Origin of the sequence: Mannheimia kashgarensis, from assembly GCF_041807705.1 — a bacterium.
Classification (GTDB): domain Bacteria; phylum Pseudomonadota; class Gammaproteobacteria; order Enterobacterales; family Pasteurellaceae; genus Mannheimia.
The window spans coordinates 24,685-41,915 of record NZ_JBGTYY010000006.1; the positions used below are offsets into that span (position 1 = coordinate 24,685).

Annotated in this window: 16 protein-coding genes; 11 read left to right on the forward strand and 5 right to left on the reverse strand. The window is 41.1% G+C overall.

The features are described from left to right. Positions 1–66: 66 nt before the first annotated feature. Complete coding sequence (xylA, locus tag ACERCF_RS04350; RefSeq protein WP_373624736.1) at positions 67–1,386, reverse strand: xylose isomerase; 1,320 nt, start codon at positions 1,384–1,386, stop codon at positions 67–69. Positions 1,387–1,628: 242 nt separating this feature from the next. Between xylA and xylF the strand changes: the two genes are divergently transcribed. The 5 genes from xylF to ACERCF_RS04375 all read left to right on the forward strand — a co-directional run bounded on the left by xylF (position 1,629) and on the right by ACERCF_RS04375 (position 6,424). Continuing rightward, positions 1,629–2,630: a D-xylose ABC transporter substrate-binding protein gene (gene xylF / locus ACERCF_RS04355; protein ID WP_373624737.1), complete on the forward strand. Its 1,002-nt coding sequence runs from the start codon at positions 1,629–1,631 to the stop codon at positions 2,628–2,630. A gap of 66 nt (positions 2,631–2,696) precedes the next feature. Continuing rightward, positions 2,697–4,211 carry a D-xylose ABC transporter ATP-binding protein gene (gene xylG / locus ACERCF_RS04360; RefSeq protein WP_373624739.1) on the forward strand — a complete coding sequence of 505 codons (1,515 nt, stop codon included), beginning with the start codon at positions 2,697–2,699 and terminating at the stop codon, positions 4,209–4,211. Positions 4,212–4,214: 3 nt separating this feature from the next. Continuing rightward, positions 4,215–5,342, forward strand: coding sequence for a sugar ABC transporter permease (locus ACERCF_RS04365; protein WP_373610124.1), 1,128 nt, complete (start codon positions 4,215–4,217; stop codon positions 5,340–5,342). Between the two features lie 101 nt (positions 5,343–5,443). Further along, entirely contained in the window at positions 5,444–5,581 is a 138-nt protein-coding gene (locus ACERCF_RS04370; protein ID WP_373624740.1) for a hypothetical protein, read from the forward strand. 12 nt (positions 5,582–5,593) lie between these two features. Further along, a complete protein-coding gene (locus tag ACERCF_RS04375; protein WP_373624786.1) occupies positions 5,594–6,424 on the forward strand; it encodes an aldo/keto reductase in 831 nt (276 codons plus the stop codon). Between the two features lie 42 nt (positions 6,425–6,466). Here the strand turns inward: ACERCF_RS04375 and ACERCF_RS04380 are convergent, their stop codons facing one another. Beyond that, complete coding sequence (locus ACERCF_RS04380; RefSeq protein ID WP_373610122.1) at positions 6,467–6,859, reverse strand: type II toxin-antitoxin system VapC family toxin; 393 nt, start codon at positions 6,857–6,859, stop codon at positions 6,467–6,469. Further along, positions 6,856–7,101 (reverse strand): antitoxin, encoded by a 246-nt coding sequence (locus tag ACERCF_RS04385; RefSeq protein ID WP_373624741.1) that lies wholly within the window; start codon positions 7,099–7,101, stop codon positions 6,856–6,858. Before ACERCF_RS04385 ends, ACERCF_RS04380 begins: the two co-directional genes overlap by 4 nt. 137 nt (positions 7,102–7,238) lie before the next feature. On the opposite strand from ACERCF_RS04385, the gene ACERCF_RS04390 reads away from it, so the two are divergent. Both ACERCF_RS04390 and gntR read left to right on the forward strand, forming a co-directional pair. After that, complete coding sequence (locus ACERCF_RS04390) at positions 7,239–8,399, forward strand: XylR family transcriptional regulator (RefSeq protein ID WP_373624742.1); 1,161 nt, start codon at positions 7,239–7,241, stop codon at positions 8,397–8,399. Between the two features lie 73 nt (positions 8,400–8,472). After that, complete coding sequence (gene gntR / locus ACERCF_RS04395; RefSeq protein ID WP_373624743.1) at positions 8,473–9,468, forward strand: gluconate operon transcriptional repressor GntR; 996 nt, start codon at positions 8,473–8,475, stop codon at positions 9,466–9,468. A 209-nt stretch (positions 9,469–9,677) separates the two neighbouring features. On the opposite strand, the gene ACERCF_RS04400 is transcribed toward gntR, so the two are convergent. Beyond that, positions 9,678–10,199, reverse strand: a complete 522-nt coding sequence (locus tag ACERCF_RS04400; RefSeq protein WP_373624744.1) for a gluconokinase — start codon at positions 10,197–10,199, stop codon at positions 9,678–9,680. 187 nt (positions 10,200–10,386) lie between these two features. Here ACERCF_RS04400 and ACERCF_RS04405 point away from each other — a divergent pair, with 187 nt between their 5' ends. Both ACERCF_RS04405 and ACERCF_RS04410 read left to right on the forward strand, forming a co-directional pair. Next, entirely contained in the window at positions 10,387–11,736 is a 1,350-nt protein-coding gene (locus tag ACERCF_RS04405) for a GntP family permease (RefSeq protein ID WP_373624745.1), read from the forward strand. Positions 11,737–11,891: 155 nt separating this feature from the next. Then, positions 11,892–13,337, forward strand: a complete 1,446-nt coding sequence (locus tag ACERCF_RS04410) for an NAD-dependent succinate-semialdehyde dehydrogenase (protein ID WP_373624746.1) — start codon at positions 11,892–11,894, stop codon at positions 13,335–13,337. Between the two features lie 60 nt (positions 13,338–13,397). On the opposite strand, the gene iolB is transcribed toward ACERCF_RS04410, so the two are convergent. Continuing rightward, the gene (iolB, locus tag ACERCF_RS04415) at positions 13,398–14,216 is read right to left on the reverse strand and encodes a 5-deoxy-glucuronate isomerase (protein ID WP_373610113.1); all 819 of its coding nucleotides are present in this window, start codon (positions 14,214–14,216) and stop codon (positions 13,398–13,400) included. Positions 14,217–14,432: 216 nt separating this feature from the next. Between iolB and ACERCF_RS04420 the strand changes: the two genes are divergently transcribed. Both ACERCF_RS04420 and ACERCF_RS04425 read left to right on the forward strand, forming a co-directional pair. Continuing rightward, positions 14,433–15,944 carry a CoA-acylating methylmalonate-semialdehyde dehydrogenase gene (locus tag ACERCF_RS04420; protein ID WP_373610112.1) on the forward strand — a complete coding sequence of 504 codons (1,512 nt, stop codon included), beginning with the start codon at positions 14,433–14,435 and terminating at the stop codon, positions 15,942–15,944. A 343-nt stretch (positions 15,945–16,287) separates the two neighbouring features. Beyond that, positions 16,288–17,226: a sugar ABC transporter substrate-binding protein gene (locus tag ACERCF_RS04425; protein WP_373624747.1), complete on the forward strand. Its 939-nt coding sequence runs from the start codon at positions 16,288–16,290 to the stop codon at positions 17,224–17,226. Positions 17,227–17,231: the final 5 nt, after the last annotated feature.

The following is a 17,231-nucleotide window of genomic DNA, read 5'->3' on the forward strand; positions in this document are numbered from 1 at the left end:
GCTAAAGAGGGGGATCAGATCGAGCTTAACTTTGCAAAAAATTGATAAAAAACAACCGCTTGTAGATTAACGATAAATATAGCTATTTACCAAGTTTTCCAAGTATTCTTGCTGACCTGAAACAGGTTTCGGATCTAACGCTTGGTTTTCCACGATTTTCGCCAAATCTTCTAAACTTGCTTTGCCGTTTAGAATTTGCTGACCTAAATCTTTATCCCAGCCTGCGTAGCGATTATCCACCACTTTTTGTAATGCTTGATCTTCAATCATTTTCGCTGCACGTTTGAGTGAAAGGGCTAACACATCAATCGATCCAATGTGTGCGTGGAATAGATCATAAGGGTCGGTACTTTGGCGGCGGATTTTTGCATCAAAGTTGAAGCCACCTGTAGTGAAACCGCCTGCTTTTAAGATTTCATACATCACAAGGGTGTTTTCTTCCACGCTGTTCGGGAATTGGTCGGTATCCCAGCCTAATTGTGGATCGCCACGGTTTGCATCAATTGAGCCGAAAATATCTAACGCTGTTGCAGTGGCGATTTCGTGTTGGAAAGTGTGTCCTGCAAGGGTGGCGTGGTTGGCTTCAATGTTTACTTTGATCTCTTTTTCTAGACCAAACTGTTTTAAGAAACCGTAAACGGTGGCAACATCGTAGTCATATTGATGTTTGGTTGGTTCTTGTGGTTTTGGCTCAATTAATAAAGTGCCGTTAAAACCGATTTTGTGTTTATGTTCCACCACTAACTGCATAAAGCGACCGATTTGTTCACGCTCACGTTTTAAGTCAGTGTTGAGTAGGGTTTCATAACCTTCACGTCCGCCCCATAATACATAATTTTCGCCGCCTAAGCGTTTGGTTGCGTTCATTGCGGTAAAGACTTGTGCTGCCGCCCATGCAAAGACTTCCGGATTCGGATTGGTTGAAGCACCCGACATATAGCGAGGATTGGTAAAGCAGTTCGCCGTACCCCATAATAATTTCACGCCTGTTTCAGCTTGTTTTTGCTCTAAAATATCCACAATAGTGTTGAAATTGTGTTGATATTCTTTGAAGTTATTGCCTTCTGGGGCAATATCCACATCGTGGAAACAGTAGTAAGGAATGCCTAATTTTTGGAAAAATTCAAAGGCAATTTCCGCTTTTTGCTTCGCACCTTGCAATAAATCGCCTGTTTTTTGCCAGCTTCTGTCAAGTGAACCCACACCAAACATATCATTACCTGTCCAGCAGAATGTGTGCCAATAGCAAACCGCTAAACGCAGATGTTCTGCCATTGTTTTTCCTAAAATTACTTCATTTGGGTTGTAATGTTTGAATGCAAACGGATTGGTTGAGTTTGCTCCTTCAAATTGGACTTTCGAGATTTTGTCAAAATAGTTAGACATAATAATGCTCCTCTGAATTGGAAAATAATCTTTCGGCGACATCATCGGAAAATTACGCAAAACCTTCAATTACGATATTTCGTTTTTTGATTTAGATTATTGGTTAATGTGGCGTAGATCACAAAAGTGAAAAATCATAATGATATTAATAAATATGATAATTGAACTTCATTTGAAATCAGCCCAGACTGCTTACGGGCGAAACAGATGCTCACACATTTTCATAACCAATGAGGTGAACTATGAAACTTAAGTCTAAATTATTAGCCGTTGCTGCGGCGACTTTAATGGCATTCAGCAATGCTTCTGTTGCTAAAGATCTAAAAATCGGTATGTCAATTGATGATTTACGCTTAGAGCGTTGGCAAAAAGACCGAGACATTTTTGTGAATAAAGCGGAAAGCTTAGGGGCAAAAGTCTTCGTTCAATCCGCAAATGGCGATGCAACCGCTCAAATTTCTCAAATTGAGAATATGTTAAACAAAGATATTGATGTGTTAGTGATTATTCCGTTTAACGGTGAAGTGTTATCCAATGTGATTGCTGAGGCAAAAAAAGATGGCGTTAAAGTACTTGCTTATGACCGCTTAATTAACAATGCAGATATTGATTTCTATGTTTCATTCGATAATGAAAAAGTAGGTGAACTGCAGGCTAAAAGTATTATTGAGAAAAAGCCGGAGGGGAATTATTTCCTAATGGGTGGTTCACCTGTAGATAATAACGCGAAGCTGTTCCGTAAAGGTCAAATGAAGGTGCTACAACCGTTAATTGACAGTGGAAAAATTAAAGTGGTAGGCGATCAATGGGTAGATTCTTGGCTTGCTGAAAAAGCATTACAGATTATGGAAAATGCACTGACTGCTAATAAAAATAATATTGATGCAGTTGTAGCTTCAAACGATGCAACCGCAGGCGGTGCAATTCAAGCGTTAAGTGCTCAAGGGTTATCCGGCAAGGTTGCAATTTCCGGACAAGATGCAGATTTAGCCGCAATTAAACGTATTATTGCCGGTACGCAAACGATGACAGTGTATAAACCAATTACCAATTTAGCCGACAAAGCTGCCGAAATTGCTGTTGCATTAGGTAAAGATGAGAAAGTAGAAACGAATGCTCAATTAAATAACGGTATGAAAGAAGTACCGGCATATTTATTAGAGCCGGTTGTTGTGACTAAAGAAAATGTTGATGACACAGTAATTAAAGACGGCTTCCATACCAAAGATGCAGTATATAAATAAATCACTTTAATTTTTCTAGATGGCGAGGCTTCCTCGCCATTTTTGAAAATAAGGGGCTAACTAAGTATGGCGAAATTATTAGAAATGAAGAACATCACTAAAAACTTCGGTGAGGTTGTGGCATTAAATAATATTTCAATTTCCCTTGAAACCGGCGAAATACTTTCTTTATGTGGTGAAAATGGTTCAGGCAAATCAACCTTAATGAAAGTATTGTGTGGCATTTATCCTGCCGGTGAGTATGAAGGGGAAATCTATTTTTCCGGCGAAAAACTAATTGCCAAAAATATTAAAGATACCGAAGAAAAAGGTATTTCCATCATTCACCAAGAATTGACCTTAGTGAAAAATATGTCGATTTTGGAGAATATGTTTTTAGGGAATGAAATTACCAAATCAGGCATTACAGATGACAATGAAATGTATCTGCGTTGCAAAACCTTACTTGAACAAGTGCAGTTGGATATTGACCCAAATACCAAAGTTGGAGAGCTAGGCTTAGGGCAACAACAGTTGGTTGAAATTGCCAAAGCATTGAATAAACAGGTACGGTTGTTGATTTTAGACGAGCCTACCGCCTCGTTAACCGAAAAAGAAACCGAGATTCTGCTGAGTTTAATTAAAGATTTACAAGCTCACAATATTACTTGTGTTTATATTTCACACAAATTGAATGAAGTGAAAGCCATTTCCGACAAAATCTGTGTCATTCGAGACGGCGAACATATCGGTACTCGCAGTGCAGAGGGAATGAGTGAAGACGATATTATTACGATGATGGTTGGGCGTGAAATTACCTCGCTCTACCCACACGAGCCACATAATATTGGCGAAGAAGTTCTTCGAGTTGAAAACTTAACTGCTTGGCATCTAACCAATACACATATCAAACGGGTTGATAATGCTAATTTTGTGCTATGCCAAGGTGAAATTTTAGGTATTGCCGGTTTGGTCGGTTCAGGGCGAACCGAGATGGCACAATGTATTTTTGGCTCTTACCAAGGCAAATATCAAGGTGATATTTTTCTGCATAAGCAACCGATTAAAATCAAAAATTGTGCACAAGCGATTGAAAACCATATTGTGATGGTGCCGGAAGATCGTAAAAAACACGGCATTATTCCGATTATGGGTGTAGGTAAAAACATTACTCTTTCTTCATTGCCACAATTTTGTTTTGGCAAGAAAGTGATTAATGAGCCGCTTGAAGAAACCATTATCAACCAGTCTATTGCGAAGCTAAAAGTAAAAACATCTTCGCCTGAATTAGCGATTGGGCGGTTAAGTGGTGGTAATCAGCAAAAAGCGATTTTGGCAAAATGTTTGCTACTCAACCCAAAAATCTTAATTTTAGATGAGCCGACACGAGGCATTGATGTGGGGGCAAAATATGAAATTTATAAACTCATCAATCAATTAGCCCAAGAAGGAATGGCGATTATTGTGATCTCGTCCGAATTGCCAGAAGTATTAGGGATTAGCGACCGTGTATTAGTTATGCACGAAGGAAAAATTAAAGCATATCTCATCAACCAGAATTTAACCCAAGAAAAAGTGATGGAAGCGGCACTCAAGGAGTAATCTATGAACAAGTTAAAATCCATTAATTTACAAGTTTATATTATGCTGATTGCAATCATCGTAATTATGAGCTTTTTCTCTATTGCAACTGATGGTGCTTATTTAAGTGCCAGAAACATTTCTAACCTACTACGCCAAACTTCCATTACAGGTATTCTCGCCATTGGTATGGTATTTGTGATTATCTCGGCAGAAATTGACCTCTCTGTTGGCTCACTAATGGGTTTACTTGGCGGATTTGCTGCAATCAGTAATGTGTGGTGGGGCTGGCCGTTGCCTGTAACTATTCTAGTTACTGTTGTGTTAGGTTTGATGATTGGTGCTTGGAATGGTTGGTGGGTCGCTTATCAAAAAGTGCCGTCCTTTATTGTAACCCTTGCAGGTATGTTAGCATTTCGTGGTATTTTAGTGGGGATTACAAACGGCACAACCGTTTCGCCTATCAGCCAAGAGATGACGACTATCGGTCAAGGCTACTTGCCTGATATTGTAGGTATGATGTTAGGCACAATCGGTATTCTTTGCTTTATTGCGTGGGGAAGTTATCAACGCAAAGCAAGACAAAAACTCAATTTAACCGTGCCGTCTATGCCGAAAGACACCATCAAATACGGCATTGTCGCAATCACTGTGTTAGGGGCGATTTACTTACTCAATGACTATCGTGGTGTGCCATTCCCAGTATTAGTGTTAGTTGTATTAGCCATTGCAGGCACATTCTTAGCCCGCAAAACTGCCTTTGGTCGCCACGTTTATGCGATTGGTGGCAACATTGACGCAGCACGTCTTTCAGGGATTGCAGTTGAAAAAGTCAAACTTTCTATTTTTGCTCTAAACGGATTATTAGTCGCGATCGCTGGCTTAATTTTAAGCTCCCGACTTGGGGCAGGTGCTCCATCAGCAGGACAAAATGCGGAACTTGATGCAATCGCTGCCTGTGTAATTGGTGGAGCAAGTTTAGCAGGTGGTATCGGTACAATTTACGGTGTGGTTATCGGGGCATTTATCATCGCTTTACTCGATAACGGAATGAGTATGCTTGATGTTCCAACTTTCTGGCAATATATCGTAAAAGGTGCAATTCTACTCCTTGCGGTTTGGGTAGATACCATCAGCAAGAAAAAAGCCTAAGTATTGAAGTTACAAGCGGTCGAATTTGTAAATTTTTCTGCAAATCTGACCGCTTGCGATTATGTTAATGAAGTGAATAGCTTACATCTTGGGAGGCAGCGATGAAACAACGCAGATTTGGTAAAACCAACAAAATGGTGTCAGAAATTGGGTTAGGCACTTGGCAACTTGGAACGAAATGGGGCGATCCGTTCAATCATCAAGAGGCGATGGCAATTTTAGAAACCGCTTATGAGTAAGGCATCAATTTTATTGATACCGCCGATGTGTATAACAACGGGCAAAGCGAGAAAGCGATTGGCGAAATCTTGAAAAAATACCCAGACTTTTTCTATGTGGTTACCAAGTGTGGGCGTGCGTTAAATCCGCATACCGCTGAAATGTACACGCCACAGGCAATCGAAAAATTTGTTGATGCCAGCTTAAGCCGTCTTGGCACAGAAAAGCTGGATATGATTTTGCTTCATTGTCCGCCAACGTCGGTTTATCGTAATGATGAGATTTTTGCTAAATTAGAACAGCTCAAAGCCAGCGGAAAACTCATTGACTACGGTGTGAGTATCGAAACTGTAGAAGAAGGCTTGCTGGCAATGGAGTATGACATTGCGGCAATGGAAGTTATCTTCAATATGTTCCGCCTCAAACCATTGGAGCAACTCTTCCCAACGGCTCAACAAAAAGATGTGGGTATTATCGCCCGAGTGCCACTTGCAAGCGGCTTACTTACAGGTAGATACAACGCCAACACCCAATTTGGCAAAGATGACCACCGCACATTTAACCGTCAAGGCGAAGCCTTCGATAAAGGCGAAACCTTTTCGGGTGTGGATTATCAGCTCGGCTTACAAGCAGTGGAGGAACTGAAAACTCTATTCGGCACGGAAGATTTAATTCCTCACGCCCTACGTTGGGTATTGATGAATGAAGCCGTCAGCACAGTAATTCCGGGAGCAAGTAAAGTTTTACAAGTAATTACTAACGCAGCGGTGGATAACTTCCCACCATTAACTGAAGCTGAAATGCAAAAAGTAGAAGAGATTTACAACCACTTAATCCGCCCAAGTGTGCATCATTTGTGGTAAATTTTAAAATCGGGCTAGATAATTAAGTATCTAGCCCGATTTTTACCTCTGCCAATCTTCGTAACGCAAATTTGGTACACGTTGAAATTCTTTCACATTATGGGTAATTAATGTGAGATTTTGTGCGATGGCTTGTCCTGCAATTTGCACATCATAAGTGCCAATAGGCGTACCTTGTTTTGCAAGTTTTGCCCGAATTTCACCCGCTTGTTGAGCATCTTGTTCATTAAAGACTAATACTTCAAAGGGTAATAACGCAATTTTTGCCAAGTTTTTCTCTATATTTTGGCTTTTATAAGCTCCATAAAATAGCTCAAACATCACAATAGAAGAAACAGCAAAATCGCTTGGTTTATATTGCTTCATTGTGGTAATAAATTGGTTGTTACCGTTTAAAATCGCAATGACTGCGTTGGTATCTAATAAAAATGTCATTCAAAGCAGCTCCAATCTCGTTCTTGTGTATTTTCAGATTGGCGAGCTTCTAAGATAGCTTCTTCCATTGTGGGATCGGCTGTATCTAATAAATCAAGCCATTCCCAATCTTCCACAATTGGCTCAATAATCATCTTATTGCCCACTTTTTCAATGCGTACTTTATCAGCATTAAAGCGAAAAGATTTAGGCAAGCGCAATGCTTGGGAATTTCCGCTCCAAAAAAGTTTTGCAACCGCCATAGCTTCTCCTTAATATATACAAAAAATATATATTAAATTAAGTTTAAAAACTTCGCTTGTCAATTTCTTTTCATCTGCTTTGATCGAAAAATCATTTTATTTTATAGTGCTACTTAAAGGAGATGTGGGAGGGAACAATGACCGAGCAGTATCACAAAATCGCCCTGCTTTTTAATGCAAATAAAATTTACGATCGTGGCGTAATGCGAGGGATTGGGCAGTTTATTCAGGCTTCTCAATGCTCTTGGGATATTTTTGTTGAAGATGATTTTGTCTATCATAAAAATACCATTGAAAGCCTTTCTATTGATGGCATTATTGCCGATTTTGACGATCCTGAAACCGTTGAGCTGCTAAAAGGCATTGATGTGCCGATTGTCGGTGTGGGTGGTTCTTATCAAAACCCTGATTTTTACCCGAAAGTGCCTTATGTTGCCACCGATAACTATGCGTTGGTGGAAGCGGCATTTTTACACCTAAAGCAGAAAGGCATTAACCAATTTGCTTTTTACGGCTACCCAGCAGACACCGAAAAACATTGGGCGGTAGAACGCCAAAATGCCTTTATTCAGTTGATGGAAAAATATGAACATCAACCGAACTGTTACATTGGTGACCAAACTCATTCCGATAACTGGCTCGAACTACAAACCAAACTCGGTGAATGGTTGCAAACTTTACCGCCCCATACAGGGATTATTGCAGTAACAGATGCGAGGGCCAGACATCTGCTACAAACCTGCGAGCATCTTAAAATTGCCGTGCCAGAACAGCTCTGCGTGATTGGGATTGATAACGAAGAACTCATTCAATACCTCTCCCGTGTGTCGCTTTCCTCCGTTACACAAGGCACAACGCAAATTGGCTATCACGCCGCGAAATTGCTTTATCGCAAATTAAACGATCTGCCCGTTTCATTTAAACCGATTTTAATTCCTCCGTTGAAAGTGGAAGAACGCCGTTCGACCGATTACCGTTCTTTGCAAGATCCGTTAGTTATTCAGGCGATGCACTATATTCGCCATCGGGCTTGTCAAGGGATCAAAGTAGAACAGGTGTTGGATCATCTTAAAATTTCTCGCTCCAACCTCGAACAGCGTTTTAAAGAAGAGATGAACAAAACCATTCATCAAGCAATCCACGAGGAAAAACTGGCACGAGCAAGATATATGCTCAAATTTACCGATATTTCTACCCAAGAGATTGCCAATGTGTGTGGATATCCTTCATTGCAATATTTCTATGCGGTGTTTAAAAAAGAATTCGGCAAAACCCCAAAAGAGTTTCGGGAAGAGTAGTTACAAGCGGTCGTTTTTAGGCAAAATTTTGCATATAATGAACCATATTTGATTTATTACTCAACGCATTCCAATGACCAAACACAAACGCCCTACTTTGCAAGATATTGCTTCCCATCTCGGCATTACTAAAATGACCGTCAGCCGCTTTTTGCGTGACCCGAACACGGTGGCGAAAGAGACGGGAGAACGCATTGCTCAAGCGATAGAGCAGTTTGGTTATATTCCGAACCGAGCCCCCGATATTCTCTCGAATGCGAAAAGCAGAGCGATTGGCGTGCTTGTTCCCTCGCTGACTAACCAAGTTTTTGCTGATGTGATTAAAGGCATTGAGCAGATTACCGACCAAGCGGGCTATCAGACAATGCTAGCTCACTACGGTTATAGCGAAGAAAAGGAAGAAAAGCGGATTGAGTCGCTGCTCTCTTACAACATTGACGGAATTATTCTCTCGGAAAATCATCACTCCGCCCGCACCCTAAAAATGCTGGAAGTGGCTCGCATTCCTGTGATTGAGATAATGGAATGCGAAGGAGGTATTCAACAAGCGGTCGGATTTGACAATATTTCTGCAGCACAAGCGATGGTGGAAACGATGATCAATCGAGGCAGCCATCATATCGCCTATTTCGGGGCGAGAATGGACAAACGCTCTCAGCTTAAAATGCAGGGCTACGAGCAGGCGATGCAAAAACACGGTTTGACACCATTGAATATCACGACCGAAGAGCATTCCTCTTTTACGCTCGGAGCAGAACAACTCCGCAAAGCCCTCGCCCAACAACCCCAGCTGGACGGTGTGTTCTGCACCAATGACGACTTAGCCATCGGGGCATTATTTGAATGCCAACGCTTAGGGATTAACGTGCCTGAGCAGATCAAAATTGCTGGCTTTCACGGGCACGATGTCGGGCAATCTCTCACCCCACAACTCGCCAGCGTGATTACCCCACGCCTACAAATGGGCAGAGTCGCCGCCCAAGAACTACTCAACCGTATTCACGGCATACCGCAACAAAGCCCGATTATCAATTTGGGGTATCAGATCCATTTGGGGGAGAGTGTTTGAACCGACAACCACGCTGTGGCAATCGGTTATGACAGATTTAGGGGCGTTGCCCCTATGATTGAATTGCTCGCAATAAGACTTTTTCTTCCCCCTTTGGGGGAAGTACCGCCAAAGGCGGGGTAGGGGGAGTACAAGTATGCCGTTTTGTATTTTTCTGTAAAATCTTGACCGGTTCACCCACTTCCCCCAAAGGGGCCAGAAAGATCTAGTTATGTGCTTAAAAATGGCTCTACCGCCGCCACACATCTTTCCACCACCTCTTCAAAACTGCCGTCAATATCAATAAAGATCACATCAGGCTCGTCTGCTTGGGGGATTTCGAGGGTGTTGAACTGGCTTTGCAGCATTTCAGGCTTCATAAAATGCCCTTTGCGTTGTTGCATTCGCTCTAATACCAGCTCAAATGAGCCGTTTAGGAACAGAAATTTGACATCGGCATTGCCTTCACGGATTTGATCACGGTATTTTTTCTTTAATGCCGAGCAGACAATAATCCCTTTTTCGCTTTTCTGTTCAAGGCTAAATGCCGCATCGTTAATGCGTTCCAACCACGGGCGGCGATCGTCATCGTTTAGCGGTGTGCCACCAGCCATTTTGACGATATTTGCACGGGGGTGGAGATCGTCCCCGTCAATCAATTTCATACCTAATTTTTGTGCAATAGCCGTGCCAACAGAGGTTTTCCCTGTGCTAGATACCCCCATTAAGATAAATGCTTTTCCTTGAGACATTTGTCTACTCCTATGTTATCGGTAACTTTTATTTGAGCTTAATTTAGCAGGTTAAAACGAAAAATCATCTGCTATTTCTGAAAAATTTGAAGTAGATCACAAATTTAAAATAAAAAATAACGAATTATTTACAAGTTTAGTTTTTATCGTTATGTTACCGATAACAATTTATTGTGGAGAAAATAGTATGTTACTTTTCATTATGTTTGCCGCAATTTTATTATTGCTGGTATTAATTATTAAATTTAAGGTTCACGCCTTTATAGCCTTAATTATTGTGAGTTTGCTCACAGCGTTAGCTGCAGGTATTCCTGTAGATAAAATCTTACCAACGTTATTAAACGGCTTTGGCGGTACGCTTGCTTCTGTTGCATTGCTAGTAGGTTTGGGAGCGATGATTGGTCGTCTGCTTGAAATCACAGGCGGAGCAAAAGTGTTAGCGGATACACTGATCAACAAATTTGGTAAAGAGAAAGCACCATTTGCATTGGGTGTAGCATCATTGTTATTCGGCTTCCCAATCTTCTTTGATGCTGGTTTAGTGGTAATGTTGCCGATTATTTTTAGTGTAGCGAAACAGTTTGGCGGTTCAGTATTGCGTTATGCATTCCCATCTGCAGGGGCATTTGCGGTAATGCACGCTTTCCTTCCTCCACATCCTGGCCCGGTTGCTTCGGGCGATTTACTTGGCGTAAATATGGGCTTATTGGTGTTAGTTGGCTTGGTTTGTGCAATTCCAACTTGGTACATCGGTACTTATATGTTCAGCCAATTTATCAGCAAACGTATTCATGTTGATATACCAAAAGCATTTTTGAACGGCTTATCTGCAAATGAAATGGCGGTACAAAATCCACCAAGTTTCGGTAAAGTGCTGACGGTGCTATTACTACCGATTATCTTAATTTTATTCGATACAGGTTTAAACACGCTCTCTGTTGCGAAAGTAGTGGACGGCAACGAACTTTGGGTGCAAAGCCTACGTTTAATTGGAAAAACGCCAGTAGCATTATTGATTACCCTGATTGTGGCAATTATTCTTCTGCGTGATAATCGTAGCTTAGACCAAATCGAAAAAATTTGTAACAACGCACTTGGTCCAATTTGTTCTATCGTGTTAGTAACGGGTGCTGGCGGTATGTTTGGTGGTGTGTTGCGTGCAAGTGGTATTGGCGATGTCTTGTCTGAAATGATGGCAGATACGGGAATGCCGATTGTCGTTGCAGCCTTTATTATCGCAACAGTTTTCCGTGTTGCACAGGGTTCAGCAACGGTGGCTTTAACCACAACGGCGGCGTTAATTGCTCCAATGGTGGCAGCTGCAACAGATTTAAGTCAGTTTGACCTTTGCTTTATTGTGATCTCAATCGCTTCAGGTGCAACTGTGCTATCTCACGTGAACGATTCAGGCTTCTGGCTTATTAGCCGCTTCCTTGAAATGGACGAAAAAACTACGCTGAAAACGTGGACAATGTTAGAAACCTCCATCGGTTTAACAGGCTTTGCTTGTGCATTGATTGGTAGCTGGTTACTTTAATCTCATTCTTACAAGCGGTCGATTTTCTTCAGAATTTTGCAAATTTTCAGGAAAATCGACCGCTTGTTTTTTTATATAACTATTGAAATTTTCCCTTTAATTGGAGTAGATTATAGGAATTCCGTTCTATTTTTAATCATTTAACAGGAGTGATTATGTCAAACACCCAATTTTCTTTACTGGATTTTAGAGCTTATATCAACGGCGAATTTATAGAAGGCAAGAAAACCTTTGAGGTTACGAATCCAACTACTGGCGAGGTAATCGGCAAGGTTGCAGATTTAGAGGCAGAAGACGCTCGTTTAGCGATTGAAAAAGCGGTTATCGCACAGAAAAAATGGCAGACATTGTTACCGAAAGAGAGAGCAACAATTTTACGCAAATGGTTTGATCTCATTAATCAAAACAAAGAGGAACTGGCTCAAATTTTGAGTTTAGAGCAAGGTAAACCCATTACTGAAAGCTGTACTGAAATTACCTACGGAGCAAGTTTTATTGAATTTTATGCGGAAGAGTGCAAACGGATTTATGGGGATGTGTTGCCACAAGATAAACCTGATCATCGTTTAATGGTTATCAAGCAGCCGATTGGCGTGGTCGCAGCAATTACTCCGTGGAACTTCCCAAATGCGATGATTACTCGCAAAGCAGCTCCTGCCTTAGCTGCCGGTTGTGCCATTGTGTTCAAACCTGCGGTAGAAACGCCACTTTCTGCTATCGCGTTAGCTAAATTAGCCGAGCAGGCGGGCATTCCAGCAGGTGTGTTTAACATTGTTACTGCGGAGCAATCAGAAGATATTGGCAAGGAATTAACCACTAATCCAAGTGTAAGAAAAGTAACCTTCACGGGTTCGACTCGTGTTGGTAAGATTTTGATGGGACAATCAGCAAGCACGGTTAAAAAATTAGCCTTAGAACTAGGCGGCAATGCTCCAGCAATCGTGTTTGATGATGCAGATTTAGACAAAGCGGTTGAAGGCGTGTTTGCCTCAAAATTCCGCAATGCAGGGCAGACCTGTGTTTGTGCTAACCGTATTTATGTACAAGCGGGCATTTATGAGCAATTTATTGCAAAATTCAAACAAAAAGTTGAACAGATTAAACTCGGAGCACCAACAGAACCAGATGTTACAATGGGGGCGTTAATCAGCCTGAAAGCGGTAGAAAAAGTGGAAGACCACATCAAAAATGCTCTTTCTTTGGGAGCAGAATTGGTGTTAGGTGGTAAACGCCACGAACTCGGTGGCACATTCTTCCAACCCACTATTTTAAAAAATGTTACCCAAGAGATGAAAGTCGCCCGTGAGGAAACCTTTGCACCACTTGCTCCAATTTTCAAATTTGAAACAGAAGAGGAAGTTATCCAATGGGCAAATGACACCGAGTTTGGCTTAGCTTCTTATCTCTTTAGTGAAAATCTTTCACGCATTTGGCGAGTATCTGAGCAGTTGGAATACGGCATTGTTGGTATAAATGAAGGGCTGATCAGCAACGAATTCGCCCCATTCGGCGGTGTGAAAGAGTCTGGCATCGGGCGAGAAGGCTCAAAATATGGCTTAGATGAGTTTTTAGAGATGAAATATCTTTGTATGAAGATTTAGTAGAAAGGGACGCAATGCGTCCCTTTTTTGTAATATTTCTCAGAAATATGACCGCTTGTGTTATTCAAATTTTGTTTTATAGGCTTCACTATTTACCCATAAATGATCTTGCTCCCAAGTGAATTTCCACTTGCGAACAGGGCCTGCCATTACATTCAGATAATAGTTGTTATAACCGGCAATAGTGGCAACGGGGTGGTAGCCTTTTGGTACTTTTACCACGTTCTTATCATAAACTGCCATACATTCGTCTAGGGTGCGATCATCGGTATAAACTCGCTGTAAAGCAAAACCTTGTGGTGGATCGAAGCGGTGGTAATAAGTCTCTTCTAAATAGGTTTCTTGTTCGGAATTTTTGTCATCGTGTTTATGGCTTGGGTAAGAGCTGGTATTGCCTTCATCAGTAAATACTTCTACAACTAATAAGCTATCTGCAGGTTCAGTTTCTGGCAGAATATTATGCACTAAGCGTTGATTGTTACCGAAGCCTCGTTTTTCAACCCCGACATCTTCTGGGCTAATCAGTCGTACAGGATAATTCCCCTGACTTGGTGCTTTGCAAACCGCAAGTTCTAATTGACTGCTTGTTTCCACTTTCACTTGCTTGTGTGGCGGAATATAGACGGAATAAGGTGGGATTTTTTCAAATGGGCTGGCTCGGTTGCCGATATTTTCAAAACGATATTCATCAACAAACACCGATCCTTTGCCTGCAACGAAAACAAGACAAAGTTCATCTTCGCCACTCTCTAAGGTAATAGATTGATTGTCTAACTGATAAGCAGCAAAGCCAACATATTCCCAATTAGCATTTTGCGAGGTAATGTCTTGAATTAAACCGTTTGGCTGAGTCTGTGGTTTAGAAAGTAAGAAGCTCATAATATCTCCTGTATAAATTCATAATAATGACAACCTTACTATAACGCAGATCATTTCTTTTGGGGATAAGCAATCTTCAAAGTTGTTATCAAGATCACAAAAATGAAATAAATTTTTCATTCTTGTTCTATTTGTATTGATATTTTCTATTTTTAAGAGTAGTTTATGGAGTGTCTTTTGTCTATCCTCAATTCATAATTTGATAAGGAGTTTTCGATGAGCCAATTTGTGCAAAACTTTATTAATGGCGTAGCGGTTGAAAGCCAAAGCCAACGCTTTACCTCCGTATTTAACCCGGCAACCGGCGAAGAAACTAAAAAAGTGAAGTTAAGTACTGCTACTGAAGTAGATTCAGCGATTGTTGCAGCTGATACTGCATTTAAAAGCTGGTCGCAGCAATCTCCACTTCGTCGTGCTAGAATTTTATTTAAATTCAAAGAGTTACTAGAAGCAAACTTTGATGAGTTAGCTCGTCTTATTAGCTCTGAACACGGTAAAGTTTATTCAGATGCAATTGGAGAATTAACGCGTGGTTTAGAAGTGGTTGAGTTTGCAACGGGTATTCCACATTTACAAAAAGGCGAATTTTCTGCCAATGCAGGACGTGGTATTGATATCCACTCTATCCAACAGCCACTAGGGGTTGTAGCAGGCATTACACCTTTTAACTTCCCTGCAATGGTGCCGATGTGGATGTTCCCTGTTGCACTGGCTTGTGGTAATACCTTTGTGTTAAAACCTTCTGAAAAAGATCCGAGTGTCTCAATTCGTTTAGCCGAATTATTAAAAGAAGCAGGCTTGCCTGATGGCGTATTCAATGTAGTGCAAGGTGATAAAGAAGCGGTTGATATTCTTTTAACCGACCCACGTATTCAAGCAGTAAGTTTTGTAGGCTCAACAGCGATTGCTCAATATATTTATGAAAAAGGCTCTGCAAATGGTAAACGAGTTCAAGCCTTAGGTGGTGCGAAAAACCACGCATTAATTATGCCAGATGCTGATGTTCAAAACACAGTAAATGCACTGCTTGGTGCTGCATTTGGTGCAGCAGGTGAGCGTTGTATGGCGTTATCTGTTGCAGTGGTGGTTGGTGATGAACTGGCAGATAAAATCGTAGAAGAGTTAATTCCAAAAGTGAAAGCACTGAAAATCGGTACAGGTTTATTGCCGGAAGGCGAAACAGAAAACGATATGGGGCCGGTCATTTCCAAAGAGCATAAAGCGAAAATTGAAAGCTATATTGACCAAGGTGTTGCACAAGGTGCGAAACTCTGTGTGGACGGTCGTGGTTATAAAGTGGCTGGACACGAGAATGGCTATTTTGTTGGTGGAACGCTATTTGATAATGTCACCCCTGAAATGACGATCTGGCAAGATGAGATCTTTGGGCCGGTACTGTCGGTAGTGCGTGTAAAAGATTATGCAGAAGGCATTGATTTGATTAACAGCCATCAATACGGTAATGGTAGTGCGATCTTCACGGCAGATGGCGACTCTGCTCGTCAATTTACCCAAGATGTTCAGGTTGGTATGGTGGGGGTGAATATTCCTATTCCAGTGCCGATGGCATTCCACTGCTTTGGTGGTTGGAAAGCCTCTATCTTCGGGCCATTAAATGTCTATGGTACAGATGGTGTGCGTTTCTATACTCGTATGAAAACCATTACAACTCGTTGGCCAGACAGCTCTGTGCGTAGCCAAGCGGCATTTAACTTCCCAACGTTATAATTATAATTCTTCCTTTTTTGAGTGTTTAGCGGTGAGTAATCACCGCTTTTTTTATAATTGCAGTGGTACTGTTTTTTTAGATGTTGATTTCAGCAACGATTGCAAAAAATTCTCGAATTCTGACCGCTTGTTTTTATTCTTATTATTTTTCTCTTAAAAATGTGATCTGCGTAACAAATTTGAAACAAAGTATTTGGAGTGAAATTTTTAGAGTGCTATATTTCTTTTTGAAAAATTTATTTCATTTAATTTTATTTTTGAAATAAGACTTCATTTTTTCTTCGAAGTTTGAAGTAAGGCTGGCAGTAATGCTGTTAATTCCAATCTCACAAGAGGATTTTGTATGAAAATGCGTATTAAATTTGCGTTAAGTGCTTTAACACTGGGCTTAGCAATGAATAGCTTTGCAAAAGATGAACTTGTTGTATTTAGTTTACCAAACCTATCTAGCCCGTTTGAAGTTCAGCTACAAAAAGTAGCAGTAGAAACCAGTAAGAAGTTAGAGATTAAATTGCAAGTATTAGATGGGCAAAGTTCATCAACCAAGCAGGCTTCTGATTTAGAAAATGCGATTACGCGTGGAGCGAAAGGTATCATTATTTCCCCAAATGATGTGAATGCGATTTCAGGAGCGGTGGAAGAAATTATTCAAGAGAAAATTCCTGCTGCAACATTAGACCGCAAAGTTGAAAGTAGTAAACCAGTTCCACACTTTGGTGCAAATAACTACACTGGCGGTCAAGAAGTGGCAAAAGCAGTGAAAGCGAAATATCCAGAGGGTGCAAGAATTATTTTATTAACTGGTCAGCCGGGTTCAACGTCGAATATTGAGCGTACTAAAGGTATTCGTGATGAATTAGCTGCCGGTGGCGATAAATATAAAATTGTGGTTGATCAAACCGGTAACTGGCTACGTTCTGAGGGCTTACGCATTATTGAAAGTGTGTTACCAACCTTAAAAGAGAAACCGGAAGTAATTATTTCCGCCAATGACGATATGGCACTTGGTGCGATTGAAGCATTGCGTAGTCAAGGTTTAAAAGCAGGTGATATTTTAGTGACCGGCTTTGACTCAACCCCTGAAGCACTTGCTCGTGTGAAAGACGGCTGGTTGTATCTCACTGCTGACCAACGCCCAAGTTTTGCGGTAAGCACCGCATTAGAGCAAGTGGTTGGCAATATCCGTGAGAGCAAAGAAGTGAGCGGTGCGGACTATCCGCCAAAAATTATCCTGAAAGATAATCTGCAAGAAGCAGAACGTTTTGCAGAAATCAGTGAATAATTTAT